This window comes from uncultured Bradyrhizobium sp., assembly GCF_936928535.1.
Classification (GTDB): Bacteria; Pseudomonadota; Alphaproteobacteria; order Rhizobiales; family Xanthobacteraceae; genus Bradyrhizobium.
Genome location: NZ_CAKZHY010000098.1, coordinates 107,549 through 121,602 on the forward strand (window position 1 = coordinate 107,549; position 14,054 = coordinate 121,602).

Annotated in this window: 14 protein-coding genes; 6 read left to right on the forward strand and 8 right to left on the reverse strand. The window is 64.8% G+C overall.

Annotated features, from left to right (window positions below; translation table 11 throughout):
- Positions 1–296 precede the first annotated feature (296 nt).
- Complete coding sequence (locus tag Q0687_RS20665; protein WP_298880534.1) at positions 297–1,244, forward strand: AraC family transcriptional regulator; 948 nt, start codon at positions 297–299, stop codon at positions 1,242–1,244.
- A gap of 51 nt (positions 1,245–1,295) precedes the next feature.
- Positions 1,296–1,886 (forward strand): NAD(P)H-dependent oxidoreductase, encoded by a 591-nt coding sequence (locus Q0687_RS20670; RefSeq protein WP_298880536.1) that lies wholly within the window; start codon positions 1,296–1,298, stop codon positions 1,884–1,886.
- A gap of 6 nt (positions 1,887–1,892) precedes the next feature.
- On the opposite strand, the gene Q0687_RS20675 is transcribed toward Q0687_RS20670, so the two are convergent.
- Both Q0687_RS20675 and Q0687_RS20680 read right to left on the reverse strand, forming a co-directional pair.
- Entirely contained in the window at positions 1,893–3,974 is a 2,082-nt protein-coding gene (locus Q0687_RS20675; protein ID WP_298880539.1) for a HAMP domain-containing methyl-accepting chemotaxis protein, read from the reverse strand.
- A 93-nt stretch (positions 3,975–4,067) separates the two neighbouring features.
- On the reverse strand, positions 4,068–4,505 hold the full coding sequence (locus Q0687_RS20680; RefSeq protein ID WP_298880542.1) for a DUF1810 domain-containing protein: 438 nt from the start codon (positions 4,503–4,505) through the stop codon (positions 4,068–4,070).
- A 204-nt stretch (positions 4,506–4,709) separates the two neighbouring features.
- Here Q0687_RS20680 and Q0687_RS20685 point away from each other — a divergent pair, with 204 nt between their 5' ends.
- The 3 genes from Q0687_RS20685 (at position 4,710) to Q0687_RS20695 (ending at position 6,563) form a co-directional block, all read left to right on the forward strand.
- Positions 4,710–5,672 (forward strand): DUF2778 domain-containing protein, encoded by a 963-nt coding sequence (locus Q0687_RS20685; protein WP_298880728.1) that lies wholly within the window; start codon positions 4,710–4,712, stop codon positions 5,670–5,672.
- A gap of 66 nt (positions 5,673–5,738) precedes the next feature.
- Positions 5,739–5,996, forward strand: coding sequence for a hypothetical protein (locus tag Q0687_RS20690; RefSeq protein ID WP_071914482.1), 258 nt, complete (start codon positions 5,739–5,741; stop codon positions 5,994–5,996).
- 69 nt (positions 5,997–6,065) lie between these two features.
- Positions 6,066–6,563, forward strand: coding sequence for an SMI1/KNR4 family protein (locus Q0687_RS20695; protein ID WP_298880549.1), 498 nt, complete (start codon positions 6,066–6,068; stop codon positions 6,561–6,563).
- Between the two features lie 86 nt (positions 6,564–6,649).
- On the opposite strand, the gene Q0687_RS20700 is transcribed toward Q0687_RS20695, so the two are convergent.
- Positions 6,650–8,509, reverse strand: coding sequence for a tannase/feruloyl esterase family alpha/beta hydrolase (locus Q0687_RS20700; RefSeq protein WP_298880552.1), 1,860 nt, complete (start codon positions 8,507–8,509; stop codon positions 6,650–6,652).
- A 510-nt stretch (positions 8,510–9,019) separates the two neighbouring features.
- Here Q0687_RS20700 and Q0687_RS20705 point away from each other — a divergent pair.
- Positions 9,020–9,511 carry a MarR family transcriptional regulator gene (locus Q0687_RS20705; protein ID WP_298880555.1) on the forward strand — a complete coding sequence of 164 codons (492 nt, stop codon included), beginning with the start codon at positions 9,020–9,022 and terminating at the stop codon, positions 9,509–9,511.
- A gap of 77 nt (positions 9,512–9,588) precedes the next feature.
- On the opposite strand, the gene Q0687_RS20710 is transcribed toward Q0687_RS20705, so the two are convergent.
- From Q0687_RS20710 to Q0687_RS20730, 5 genes are read right to left on the reverse strand one after another with little or no spacing between them, the layout of a single operon-like run.
- The gene (locus tag Q0687_RS20710; RefSeq protein WP_298880557.1) at positions 9,589–10,371 is read right to left on the reverse strand and encodes an ABC transporter ATP-binding protein; all 783 of its coding nucleotides are present in this window, start codon (positions 10,369–10,371) and stop codon (positions 9,589–9,591) included.
- Complete coding sequence (locus Q0687_RS20715) at positions 10,359–11,414, reverse strand: dihydrodipicolinate synthase family protein (protein WP_298880559.1); 1,056 nt, start codon at positions 11,412–11,414, stop codon at positions 10,359–10,361. Before Q0687_RS20715 ends, Q0687_RS20710 begins: the two co-directional genes overlap by 13 nt.
- A gap of 6 nt (positions 11,415–11,420) precedes the next feature.
- Positions 11,421–12,242 (reverse strand): GNAT family N-acetyltransferase, encoded by an 822-nt coding sequence (locus tag Q0687_RS20720; protein WP_298880563.1) that lies wholly within the window; start codon positions 12,240–12,242, stop codon positions 11,421–11,423.
- Positions 12,229–13,266, reverse strand: coding sequence for an NAD(P)-dependent oxidoreductase (locus Q0687_RS20725; protein WP_298880565.1), 1,038 nt, complete (start codon positions 13,264–13,266; stop codon positions 12,229–12,231). The genes Q0687_RS20720 and Q0687_RS20725 overlap by 14 nt, the downstream gene beginning before the upstream one ends.
- Positions 13,226–14,041: an ABC transporter permease gene (locus Q0687_RS20730; RefSeq protein ID WP_298880566.1), complete on the reverse strand. Its 816-nt coding sequence runs from the start codon at positions 14,039–14,041 to the stop codon at positions 13,226–13,228. Before Q0687_RS20730 ends, Q0687_RS20725 begins: the two co-directional genes overlap by 41 nt.
- Between the last annotated feature and the right edge of the window lie 13 nt (positions 14,042–14,054).

Consider the following 14,054-nt stretch of genomic DNA (forward strand, 5'->3'; position numbering starts at 1 on the left):
AGGGGCCTGAACTCAAATTATCTCGACCATTAATGGTCTTCATTGCGCGCCATAGGCGGTTAATTTGAATTTTAGATGTTCGCGTCCCCGGGTATCCTTGCACCTTCTGCGTGCGGGAAACGATATCGAAATTTGGCAGGACACGAACCGTTCGCTTGTCCTTAGGATCGAACCCCCGCCAACTGATCGGCGGGCGAGCACGATTCTTTCGGTCTTGCGGGGGTATTCGAAAGGGGAAATCAAGCCGGCGTTGCGCCGGATGCGCGTTGCTTGGCGACGCTGCTTTTCATTTTGTCATGACCAGTATTGATGATGCGCCCAGCTTGGCGCCAAAGATATTTCGCTTTTCAGACGTCGATGAGTTCCGCAGTTCAATCCGCGGCCTGAATATCGAGTTCACGCCGTTCGTGAGAAGGATTTCTGCCGAGCAGCTCATCGTGCGGCTACCCGGCTGCGACGTGAACGTCACGCGCGCCTTCCCGCGCGTGGTCGATGCACAGCTCGTTGACGATTGCACCGCGATCGGATTCGCGATGGACAATCTCGACGTGCCCATTCGCTTCAACGGCGCAAAGCAGGATCACTCCGTCATCGTCATCGGAGACGGCGGCGCCGCCTACAACACCATCGAGGAAGTGCAACGGCAGATCGCCTCGATCGTGTTCAGGCCGCGCGTGAAGGATCGCGGATGGCCGGAAGCGCCATCGAGCTTCAAATTGTTCGAGACCAGCGCTGCGGCCCTGTATCGATTGCGGCGAACCGTCATGGAGGTGGTGGCGGCCGCGTCCGAGCCGATCGCTGCCGCCGAACTGTTGCTGAAGGCGACGGCGATGCGGGAATCCCTGATCGTCGCGGTCGATGCGGCGATTGCCGACATCGTTCCGGCGCGCTGGACGTCGTTGCCCAATCACGAGCGGAATTTCAGGATTTTCCAGCAGATCCGCGCGCTTCTGTCGGACGACCTCGGCCAGCCCATCTACAGCGAGGAGGTGGCGCGCAAGCTCGGCCTGTCGGTTCGCACCATGCATGACGTGGTGCGGCGCTATCGCGGCATGAGCCTGCACCGTTACTTGCGGCTGCGCCGCTTGTGGCTGGTGCGCCAGCGGTTGCTCGCCGGCGCCGAGAGCGTGAAGGCCGTGGCACTGGCGTTCGGCTTTTGGCATCTGTCCGATTTCTCGCGAAGCTACCGCGACCAGTTCGGCGAGACGCCGTCGCAGACGTTGGAATTCGGGCGAAAACGATAGCGCGCCAAATCGATGGAGGTGCCTCCTGCCGTTTCGTGCTAGCATGCGCGCATGAGCAACCGCATCCTCGTCCTCTACGGGTCCTACCGTTCCGACCGCATGGGCATCCGCCTTGCGAATTTTGTCATCGATCGGCTGCGCAATCGTGGCGAGCAGGTCGAGTTCATCGACGCCAAGGCGATCGGCCTGCCGATGCTCGATCGCATGTACAAGGAATATCCCAAGGGCACGGCACCTGAGGCCCTGGAGAAGCTCGCGGACCAGATCCGCGGCGCCGACGGCTTTGTCTTTGTCACCGGCGAATATAATTGGGGTATCCAGCCTGGCCTCAAGAACCTCACCGACCACTTCCTGGAGGAGTGGTTCTGGCGCCCGGCCGCGATCGTGAGCTACTCAGCCGGGCGGCTGTCGGGCGCGCGCGCCTCGACCGCGTGGCACGGTACGCTGTCGGAGATGGGCATGGTGGTGATCTCGAGCACCATCGGCGTCGGTCCGATCGCGCAGACGCTGTCGGCCGAAAGCGAGCCGATCGGCGAGGGCGGCAAGGCCCTGGAACGCTCGTTCCCGCGCTTTGCAGATGATCTCTTATGGTGGATCGAAGCGGCGAAAGCGCAGCGCATGCGCAAGGCGCCACCGTACTAGGCTCGCTTAAGCCGCCCTGACCTCACCGAGGAAGCGGTCGAACTGGCCGGCGAGGTCGCGGGACTGCGTCGAGAGCTGTTCGGCGGCGCCGAGCACCTCCCGGGCGGCCGCGCCGGTGTCGTCGGCGGCGCGCTGCACGCCCGATATGTTGGAATTGACCTCCTGGGTGCCGCGCGCGGCCTCCTGGACGCTGCGGGCGATCTCCTTGGTCGCCGAGCCCTGTTCCTCGATCGCGGCCGCAATCGCGGTGCCGATCTGGTCGATCTCGCCGATGACGTCGGCGACGTTGCGGATCGCGCTGACAGTCTCGTCGCTGGCGGTCTGGATCGCCGTGATCTGCTCTGAGATCTCCGTGGTGGCCTTGGCGGTCTGGCCGGCCAGCGATTTCACTTCGGATGCCACGACCGCAAAGCCGCGGCCGGCGTCGCCGGCACGGGCAGCCTCGATCGTCGCGTTGAGCGCCAGCAAATTGGTCTGCTCGGCGATGCTCTGGATCAACGTGACGACGTCGCCGATCTTCTGCGCGCCCTCGGCAAGTGCACGCGCGGTGTCGCCGGTGCGGCGGGCATTGTCGACGGCGCGGGCAGCGATCTCGGTCGATTGTGCGACCTGGCGGCCGATCTCCGCAATCGAGGAGGTCAGCTCTTCGGTCGCGCTTGCGACCGTCTGCACGTTTGTCGAGGTCTGCTCGGAGGCGGCGGCGACGACCGCGGCCTGGCTGTTGGTCTGGGCCGCCGTCGAGGTCATCGACTGTGCGGTGCTCTCCATGGTGGAGGACGCCTGCGACAAGCCGCCGACGAGCTCGGTGATCTTGGCTTCGAAGGTCCGGGTCAATTCGTCGAGGGCCTGTGCGCGGCGCATCTTGCCGTCGTTCTCGGCCTGCTTCTCGGCGGAGAGTCGATCGGCCCGGATCATGTTGTCCTTGAAGACCTGGACGGCGGCCGCCATCGCGCCGATTTCGTCGGAGCGCTCGGCACCAGGGATCGCCTCGGCCACATTGCCGTCAGCGAGCTGCGACATCCGCTTCGTCAGGTTGACGATCGGGGCACAGACACGGCGGCGGACCATCGCGATGAGGCCGGCGCTGGCGATCAGCACGGCGAAGAGACCGACAAGTGCGATCGTGAAGCTGGTGCGGGCCGCGGCAGAGGCGCCGGCGAGGATCTGCTCGGCATTGTCGTAGAAGGCGTCGCGGACGCTGATGATGGTGCCGAGGCCGCGTTGCGAGGCTGCGTAATAGGTTTCGACGTCGTGCTCGTATTTGCCGCTTGCGGCGCCGTCTTTGACCATCTTGAGCTCGCGGCCGAATTCCTCGACATAGCCCGAATTCAATGCCTCGAGCGCAGCGCCGACGTTGGCGGGGGTCGCGGGATTGCCGCGCAATTCCATCAACGACATCACGAGCTGGTCGTTGCGGCCCTGCATGCGGGCGATATCGGCCTTCTCGGCATCCGTCGCGACCTTCTTGCTGCCGACGAGGTTCTTGTGCACGCTGGCATTGAGGCCGCCGATGTCGCGCAGCGTCATGGCGATATTGGCGTAGTTGGACTGGCGGTAGGCGTCACCGTTGAGAATCGCCATGCGGCGCACCTGCTCGTTGAGCAGCGCGGTCACGCCGGCGTTGAGCACGGCATTGTCGGCGACGATTTTCTTGGCGGCGTCCTTGCGCGCATCGGCAGGTCCCGCGATCGCCTTGTCGACGGCCCCGCGCAAGCTCGTGAATTTTGAATTGATGGCGTCGATATTGTTGCCGATGGCGTTGCCGTCGTCGAAGGAGCCCGGCAGTTCCTTGCGCAGCGCGTTCATCTTGTCTCGCGCGCCGTCGGTCTGCTTGCGCAGCTTGTCATGCTCGGAAAGCTGGGCCGGGTCGACGGTCGCAGGCCCGTAAAGGATGTTGGTGGCAAAGCCGCGTTCGGGGTTCAGATAACGCGGGATATCGCTGACGGCGCGAACGATGGCCAGCCGGCCCTGCGCCTCGGTGATCCGTTCGATCGTCTGGTATTTCGTCACGGCGACATAGACGGCGAGGCCGCCGCCGACGGTCGAAAGCGAGACGATGGCGGTGGTCAGCAGCGTACCGATTTTCATGATCTGTCCGGCAATTGGCGCGGGTGGAGAATGATTTTCTCCGAGAAAAATAGGGGGAGCCTGTTAACCCCGGGTTTACGCTGCTCGCGCCGGCTAGGTCTTTCGATCGAGCGCTGCCAGGATCACCTGCGTCGCGCTGTCGCGCTCGCCGGCGAAATATTTGGCGAGTGCCTCGTCGAAAACGGGATCATTGGACACAGCGCCGAACAGCGTCATCGACGAGCGGAATTTGGCATCGTCAGGCGCGCCGAGGATCGCGTTGATGGTTCGTCCCTGCACGGCGAGGACGAGGCGGGTGCATTCGATCAGGCGTGGGCCGAGGATGGGGTGGGCGAGATAGGCTTTGGCCTCCGCCCGCGAACCGATCGCGTAGCGCTGCGACATGGCGCTGAAGCCGAGGCCGGCGATTTGCGGGAAAACGAACCACATCCAGTGGCTTTGCTTCCGGCCCTGACCCAGCTCCGCCAAAACGGCGCGAAAAACCGGCTCCTGGGCGCTCAGGAAGCGCTCTAGATCGAAAGGATCGGTCACTGGATACCTCTGATGGGTTTGCCGGCCGCGATTATGCCTAACTTTTGGCTCCCAATATGGTAGCTGGTATTAGAAGAGTCTCCGGGTGGGGGTTGGGTCCCCCGGGGGTGTCGATTTGGGGATCTAATGGTTTCCGACCGCGTACGCGCCGACAGGCTGTTGTCGCGCCGCCGTATTGGGCGAGCCGAGACAATATTGCTGTCTATGGCTGCGATCGCGCTGGCGCTGGGTGCCGCCGCGTGGGTCGCGGATATTGGCGTTCCGAATTCGGGCGGTTCGAGCTCGCTGGTGACGGCCGCGCTGCCGCCGGCCAATTCTCCCTCGTTCAACGATCGTTTCGCCTCGCTGTCCGGCAACACCACGCCGGCGCGCGAGCTTGGCCTGCGGACGATGGAGCGCTCCGCCCTGAATGCGGTCCAGCTCAAGCTGCGCGATGCCAGGGCGATGCTTGCCCAAAAGCTCCAGGGCGACGATTGGCGTTCGACCTTGATCGATAACGATCAGTCCGCGACCGAAGAGAACGCAAAGTCCTCGCAGCACGCCGACGCCGTGCCGATGCCGCGCTCGCGGCCAGTGCAGGCGGACTTCAGCGCGCAGATCGCCTCGAGCCAGGCCTTTGCCGACGCCAATCCCCGCATCGACAATCGCAACTTCTTCGAGAAGTTCACCGACAAGATCAGGCTGGCCTCGCTGACGCCCGGCGATGGTCTGCTCGGCAGGGCACCCGATCTCGCCGCGCTTGGCTACGATTCCAAGACGGCGGTCTATGACATCAAGGCCAAGGCGCTCTATCTGCCGAGCGGCGTCGCGATCGAGGCGCATTCGGGCATGGGTGCGCTGATGGACGATCCTGACCATGTGGACCAGCGCATGGTCGGCGCGACCCCGCCTGCGACCTACGACCTCAAGCCGCGCGAGAAACTGTTCCACGGCGTGCGGGCGCTGCGCATGACGCCGACCGACGGCACCAGCGCGCTCGGCCGCGTTGGTCTTTTGACCCACACCTATATGCTCGGCCCGCGCGGCGATTCCAACGGCTGCGTCTCGATCAAGGACTATGATCGCTTCCTCAAGGCCTACGACAACGGCGAGTTCAACCGCCTGGTCGTGGTGCCGAGCCTGAGCGGCGCGACGACCGCCTCGCAGCGCGCCAGCACCGACTCCTGATATTTACCAGGCGCGACGGGGCTGCCGTTTCCCCTTCGTTAAACCGTTGTCGTCCAGAAGCAGCCCATGAGTGATCCACAGAGCTCCGAGACCCCGCTGCGCACGACGTTCAAGATCAAGCTGAACGGTGACACGCTGGCGATCGCGACCGTCGGCCAGGCCTATCAATTCCTCACCAATTTCAAATCGGTCGAGTGGATGGAATTCCGCTCGCTGCATGAGGAGGCCGTCGCGGCGCTGGAAGGTGCTGCCGGCAACGCCATGCTTGCGGTCCAGGCGACGAACGCCGTTCGCGCGTTGTTCGTGAGCGCGAAGCTGCTCTAAAGGCTCGAACCCGTTCTTGCTCGATTGCGACCAAAGCCTGGCGCCGATCGCGCCGAGGAACAGGATCGCATGGACATCGCACAATTCATTGCAGGCGTTGATCGCGCCGGCGCGGAGCATCCGACGCTCGCCGCGCTGGAGACGTTTGAAAAATCCATCGGCTGCCGCCTGCCAGATGATTATCGTCAATTCCTGCTGGGCTGCGCCGGCGGCTATTTCCAGGGCTCGGCCGAGTTCAACTGGCCGCAAGGACATTGGGCGGGCGCGATCCAGGAGGTGCTGGGATTACGCAGCGACGAATGCTCGCTGGTGCAGACGCGACTGACGCCGCAATGGCCTGTTGTCGACGAGCTCCTTTGGATCATGAGCGATCACGGCGGCAATCCGATCTGCATGACGATCGATAAGGCGCATTTCGGCCAGATCTGGTTCATCGATCACGAGGTCGCTGAATACGACAAGCCGTGGACGCTTGCCGAGGCGATGTCCGACAAATGGGGCTACGTGCTGTCGCTGGCGCCGACGTTCAGCGAGTTTATCTCGGGCCTGTACGAGGAAGCTGCGTAGGCCGGGCTCGCGCCCACACGAGGATAGAGCGTCGGTTCAAACAACCATGCCCCGGATGCTTTGTATCCGGGGCATGAAATCGGCGTTCAATGCCTGCTGTCGCCGTGCCCGTCGTCATCGTCATGGAAGTCATGGTCGCCGCCGCGCCCGAAGCCCGGATCGACGCAGGCGAAGTTGGCGGCGTCGCTGGTCAGGCCGCTGCCCTTGTATGATGCGATCTTCGGGTAGACGCAGAGGGGCCGCGTGCCACCGGTCGGGAAGTTCTGGGCAACGCGCGGATCGAACACGCCGCCGGCCGGGTAGGGCGAGGTGGTGTTGGTATTGGCCGCGACGATGCGCTCGGGTGCGATGCCGTTCTCGACCCAGTCGGTGATCGCCTTGAGCTCGTTGGTGGCGAAGTTGCTGGTGGCCGCGCCGCCGCCGCAATGGGCCATGTTGGGCACCATGAACAATCGCGCGAAGTCGGTCGCGTGATTGTCCATGCGCTGGTTCATCTTGCGGTACCAGCGGGCGATCGAGGCGCCGGAGAAGATGCCGTCATTGACCGAGGAGGAGACGATCAGCTTGCCGCCGCGCGCCCGGAACGGACGCAGATCTGTTGCGACCGCCGCCATGAAGTCCATCGAGCTCTGCGGATAGGCCGCGGTCTCCGTGAAGATCTTTGGCGCATCGGTGTCGAAGTTGAATTTGAACACGAAGGCTTCCTGGCCGTTTGGCCCGTTGACCGGCGTGACCACGGGCGGCGTCTGGAAGATCATCGGGATCGCGCCGGCGCCGAGCGTCAGGTTGAATGCGGTGTTGACACCGGGCACCGGCGCAGTGACGACGTTCCAGGCCTGCCAACCCAGCACGAATCCAGCAGTCGGCGGCGTCCAGATGCCGGCGTCCCAGAACCAGTTCGAATAGAGCCGCTCGCCCCTGGAGTTGACCGGGCCGGCGTAGATCTTCTTCAGCGCATCGACCTGGCCGCTGGTGAGGCAGGTGCCGCCATGCGGCGTGCTGCCGTGCGAGCCGGTGCCGCAAGTGTAGCTCGCAAGCGCCGGATAGACCTTCTTGGCCGTGCAGGCGTGGTAATTGTCGATGATGCCGTCGACGAGGCCATCGAGCGCATCGCAGGCGCTCAGGATCGCGGCCGATGCCACCTGAAGGTCCTGCTGCGGGAAGGTGTCAGGGATAAAGGGCTGGCCGTTGACGTCCTTGCTGGTGGACAGCGTGCCGAGCACCTGCTCGTTCCAGGCTTCGGCAAGGGCCGCCTGCGGCAGGTTGAAGCCGGGGTTTTGCGATATCACGCCATCGAACAGCCAGGGCGAGCGCTGTGACGCCACCATCGCATCGCGGCCACCGTTCGAGCAGCCCATGATGTAGGAATAGACGGTGTCGAGGCCGTAGAAATAGGAAATGATCTGCTTGGCTGTCGTCGCCGTCTTCTCGATGCCATTGTAGCCGTAGTCTCGGCGCGCTTGCGCGTCGATGGCGAAATGCGCGGAGCCGCCGGCGTTGGCGTCGTCGTCCTGATAGCCGCCGACCGCATTGGCTGCATTGTCCTCATGGCCGCCGTCATCGGCTGCGACAGCCCAGCCCTGGCCGACCTCGACGCCGGCCGCGCCCGGCGGATCAGCATAGAGGCTGCCGTCGGTGCCGCCGCCGCCCATCATCTCGAAGCGTCCGTGCCAGGTGTTGGGCAAATTGAGCGCGAAACCGATGCCGTAGGTGAAATGATCAGGGTCTTGCGTGGAGACGCGCTTGTTGATGATGCCGACCACGTTGCAATAGCCCGACTTCTGCGTCGCGCTCAGGATCTGGGTGTTCGGCAGCGTGAGGCCGGTGAGGGCGGTGCAGGACGCGCGCGGAGCGACGCCACCAGGCGGCAGCCCATGTGCGCCCGCCTGCGGACCAAGCGACGCCCAGGTGGCGATGATCGTCGATGCCAGGAAAAGTCGTTTCATGTCATGTCCTCCCAGTTTCATTTTTGCTTCGTCAACGAAAGCGCCCGGCGCGCCGCCAGCCGGCAAGGCGGTGCGGCGTGATATGCAGATTGCTGTTGGGAGAAAGAGCTCTTGCGCCCGTGGTTGGCGCCTGCGCAGCATCGGCCGAGCGCAAAGCCATTCCGCCGCGATGCACGATGGCATGCGGATCGGCGTCCACCCGCTGATGACGGCACCGACGTTCGCTCCCCTTGAACCCGCTCGTCTGACGGCAGGCTTTCACGATCCTTAGGCGAGCGATGTTGCCGTGTCAACATGACGCATCGCGCGATATTGCTGTGCAACCTGTCGTAGAAGCTGCAGACGCGCGGACGGAACCCGCTCGGCTTCTCGATCCGGCCGGGTTGCGTTAGACTCGCTGTCCGAATCCGCCGGATGCGCCTGCACCGGCTCAGCGAAAGATGCGCGTCGATGCGGCCAGGCAAGGCACGGGTGAGGAAACGGACCGCGCGACCGCAGCGGGCAGCACGCGTGACCAAGCCGTCGCGATCGGCGCCCCGCATTGTGTCCGGCACCAAGCCGGCCAAGGCGAAGCCGCTCGCGCTCGGGGACCTCACGCGATTGCTGGGCTACAGCATCCGCAGGGCGCAGCTCTGGATCTTCAAGGAGTTCAGCCGGCAATTGGCGGCGTTCGAGATCAGTCCCGCGCAGTTTTCCGTGCTCTGCGTGATCGACGCCAATCCGGGCGTCAACCAGCTCGCGGTCGCGCAGCTGCTGTCGATCGAGCGGGCGGGGCTCGGCAGGCTGGTCGATCATCTCGAAGGCCGCGGCTTGGTGCGGCGCACGGCGTCGGCGCTCAACCGCCGCTATTACGTGCTGTATCTGACCGACGCTGGTAACGCGCTCCTGGCACGGCTCAGGCCTGCAGCCGCCGCAAGCGACAGGGCGCTCGCGGCCAAGATCGGACCGCGCGCCTACAAGGAATTGCGCCGGGCGCTGTCGATCTTTGTCGAGGACGCCTGAGCGGCTATCTCTCTCGGTCGCAACAAGTGCGTAGGCACGCTGCGCTTTGCCCACCCTGCGGAGACTGAGAATGCGGCCTATGCGGCATCTAACCCCAGTTTGGCATAAATCCGCCGCGCATATGCCCCAAACGCATCCGTGGTCTTCAGCGGCAGGTCGCGCGGGAAGGGCAGGTCGATCGGGAAGTAATCGGCCATCTTCGCCGGGCCCGCGGTCAGCACCGCGCAGTGCGACGACAGGAACACGGCTTCCTGGATCGAATGCGTCACGAAGATGATGGTCTTGCCGCTCTCGCGCCAGATCCGCAGCATCTCCAGGTTCATCTGCTCGCGCGTCAATGCGTCCAGCGCGCCGAACGGCTCGTCCATCAGGATCAGCTTCGGATCGTGGATGAAGGCGCGGGCAATGGCCGTGCGCTGCTGCATGCCGCCGGAGAGCTCTCGCGGATATTTCTCTTCATAGCCGGCAAGGCCAACCAGCTTGAGCAGGTCGCGTGCCCGCTCGCGCGCGGCCTTGATCGGCAGACCGACGATCTCGGCGGGGAGCAGCACGTTGTCCAGGATGGTGCGCCATTTCAGGAGCAGGGCCTGCTGGAACACCATGCCGATGTCGCGGCTCGGATCGAACGGGCTGTCGGAATTGCCGATCGTGACCGTGCCGCCATCGGCGCTGTGCAGGCCGGCCAGAATCTTCATCACCGTGGTCTTGCCGCAGCCGGAGGGGCCGACCAGCGAGACGAGCTCGCCTTCCTGCACATCCATCGTGACGTCGGACACCGCCAGAAACTCGGCGCCGCCGGTGCGATAAACCTTTCGGACGCCTTGCAGGCTGATGAAGGGCTTTGAGCTCATACCAGCCATTTGTTCAAGTTGGCCGCGACGAAGGAATCGTCGCTGAGGTCGGCATGCTCGCGCGTGACGCGGTCGATCTCGTCCTTCTGGCCGGGGCTGAGGCCCTCGTTCGGATCAAGGCACCACAGGCCCTGCATCAGGCCCTGGCGCCGCAGCACCTCGTGGCAGCCGGCGATGCAACCGTGGAAATTGTTGGCGACATCGAAGAAGGCGCTGTTGCAATCGGTGACGCGGGCATCGAGCGCGAGCAGATCGGCCGGGACGCTGTCCTTGTGCCGCGCCTGTTTGCAGCGCTCGAATTGTTTTATCGCGCTCGCGGTCCAGACCGACCAGTGACCGAGCAGGCCGCCCTTGAAGTAGGTGCGCGTGGTGACGCCCTTGTCGCGCAGATCGAACGGCAGCATCAGGTCGAGCAGGATGTGATCGTCATTGCCGGTGTAGAGCGCAACACGGTCGAGCGCGCCTGCGGCGGCGACGCCGCGCAGCACGTCGAGCGTGCGATAGCGGTTGAACGGCGCGATCTTGATCGCGATGACATTGTCGATCGACGCAAACCGCTGCCAGAATTGGCTCGACAGGACGACGCCGCCGACGGCGGGCTGGAGGTAGAAGCCGACAAGCGGAATTTCGGCGGCCACCTCGGTGCAGTGCGCGATGATCTCGTCCTCGGAGGCGCTCTTCATCGCGGCGAGACTCAATAGACCCGCGTGATAGCCGATGTCGCGCGCGGTGCGTGCCTCAGTGACGGCTTGCCGGGTGGGCCCGGCAAGGCCCGCGACCAGCGCCAGCGGACGCTTGGTCCAGTTCGCTGCGGTCTCGGCGGCAAGCTCGAGCACAGGCCGGTAGAGGCCGACATCGCGGATCGCGAATTGCGTGGTGTGCACGCCGACGGCAAGTCCGCCGGAGCCGGCGTCGATGTAATAACGCGTCAGCGCGCGCTGATGCTTTATGTCGAGCTGACGTTCGGCGGTGAGGGCGAGCGGATGCGCCGGCAGCACCGTGCCTTCGGCAATCAGCCTGCGGATTTCGCTGTTGATCTGGCTGTGGTGCATGATGTCCTATCCGAATTCGGGGCCGGCGACGGCGAATGGCATTTCATCGCCCGCCGATGTGGCGGGGCCGAACCGCATGCGCTGGAACGGGCGTTCGACGGTCCAGCCCGAGGCCGTCAATCCTTCAAGGAATGCGGTCTGCGGGGCGACCGCGTCGATCAGCAGCGGCGCGGTCTCGGATCGCGCGATCGCATGAACCAGCGCCAGCGAGTCGCCGGCATTGTCCGCGAACAGAGGGCCGATATGGCGCGCGGTCCTGCCGTCCCTGACCAGCGCGATCGCGCCGGGCGAGGCGGCGATGCGTGAGCCGGAGCGCTGGGCAAAGGCGGTCAGGAGGGCGGCGCGGTCGAAACCGGTTGCGCGCCGGTCCCGTGCGCGAAGCGTATCAAGCGATGCGGCCGGCGGCGGTGGCGCGGGCAGGCGCACCGGCATGATTAATTTCAGCCGCCGCAATTGCAGCGTCGGCGTGAAGCCGAGCCGCCCGTAAACGGCGGCGCCGTCGGGCGTCGCATCGAGCCAGCTGGTCAGTCCGTTCTTGCGCGCGGTTTCAAGGCAGGCGTCGACGAGGCGGCTCGCATAGCCGCGGCGACGATGGCTCGATGTCACCAGCACCATGCTGATCCAGGCGTTGTTGCCGGAGTAGGGCAGCAGCGCGGCTGTGGCGACGAGCAGTGGGCCGTTGCGGATGCCGAACACGACGCCCTCGCGCAGGAAGACGCGCCAATCCTCTTCGGTCTGGTTCCACTTCGCTTCCGTCGACAGCACGAGCCCGGCGATCGCATCCTCGACGCCAAGCTTGATGAGGGGCGGCCCGTCAGTAGCGGCCATCGCGCACCTCGTATTTGGTCGGCTTGCCGAGGCTCGGCATGGCGCGGGAGACCCAGTCGGCGGTCCAGACAATCAGCTGTTCGGTGTCGACGACAGGCAGGCCGAACAGCTGGACTGATTTCGACGTGTCGGTCAGCCAGGCCGTCGGCTCCTCCTTGCCAGTGAGCACCGGCGCGCGGCCGAACCTTGCACCGAACCTGGTGGCGAGATCGCGCACCGCCAGGATCTCGTGCCCGCTGACATTGATCGGCGAGGTCGGCGCGGTGCAATGGGCAAGACACCGCAGCGCCTGCGCCGAGGCGTCGCCCTGCCAGATGAAATTGACATGGCCCAGGCTGACATCGATCGGCGTGCCCGTGAGCACCTTCGTTGCGATGTCGTGCAGCACGCCGTAGCGCATGTCGATGGCGTAGTTGAGCCGGAACAGCCGTCCGGGCGTGCCGAATCTGTGCGAGAAATACTCGAACATGCGCTCGCGTCCGACGCAGGATTGAGCGTACTCGCCGGGCGGGTTCGGCGCCATCTCCTCGGTCGAGCCTTTGCCGTCGACCGGCACGAACGGATAGACGCAACCGGTCGAAAACGCCACGATCCGCGACGACGGGAAAGCCTGTGCGACCAGCGCCGGGACATGCGCATTCATCGCCCAGGTCAGCGACAAATCGCCCTCGGCGCCGAACTTGCGGCCGGCCATGAAGACGATGTTCGGCGCCTTCGGCAGCGCCTTGATCGCGTCTTCGTCGAGCAAGTCGCAATTGATGGTCTCGACGCCGCGCGCGTGCAGCCAGTCCTTGACGCCAGCGTCGCTGAAGCGAGCGACGCCGATGATGCGGCGCTCGGGCGCGGCGGCCTTCGCCAGCCCCGCCAGCGTCGGGCCCATCTTGCCGGCGACGCCGAGGATCATGATGTCACCCCTGACCTTTTCGAGGTCGTCGATCAGGGCCTGCGTCGGCCGGCACAGCAGATCGTCGAGGGCGGCGATATCAGGAATGGTCTTCGGCAGCGTCTGGCGGGTGAGGAGCATGAGATGGTCCCTTAGGTTTGGCCGGCATCACGAACAAGCGTTCGAGGGCGAGCACCAGGCCGTAGAGGGCGACGCCGAGCAGCGTGAGCAGCACGACGGCCATCACCATCGCCGGCGTGTCGAGCGAGGACTGCACCTGGATCATGAGGTAGCCGAGCCCGCGCTCGGAGGCGATGAACTCGCCGACGATGGCGCCGGCGACCGCGAGGATGGCGCCGACCTTCATGCCGGAGAACACGTAAGGCAGCGATCCCGGCAGCTGGATCTTGCGGAACAGCGTCCAGCGCGAGCCGCGCAGCGACTTGACGAGGTCGAGCAGGTCAGGCTCGACCTCGCGCAATCCCCGCGCGGTGGTGAGCAGGATCGGGAAGAAGCAGATGCTGAAGGCGATCAGGATATTCGGCAGGATGCCGTAGGAGAACCAGACGATGAAGAGCGGGCCGAGCGCGACCTTCGGGATCATGTTCAGCGTGACGAACAGCGGCAGCAGCACGAGGCTCACCAGCGGCGCCCAGCTGAAGATCACGGCGAGCGCGACGCCGACGAAGGCGCCAAGCGCGAAGCCGCCGAGGATCTCGATGGCCGTCACCAGCGTGTTGGCGCCCCAGGCGTAACTTGCGGTGCCCAGGGTCTGCACGGTCGCCAGGGGCGAGGGCAGGATGAATTTCGGCACGTGGAAGGCGTCGACCGCGACCTGCCAGAGCACGAGCACGGCAAGGTGCACGATCAGGACGATCGCAAAGCTGCGCGCCGGCCTTGCTCCGTCACCTGCCACCGTCCGCTCCCTG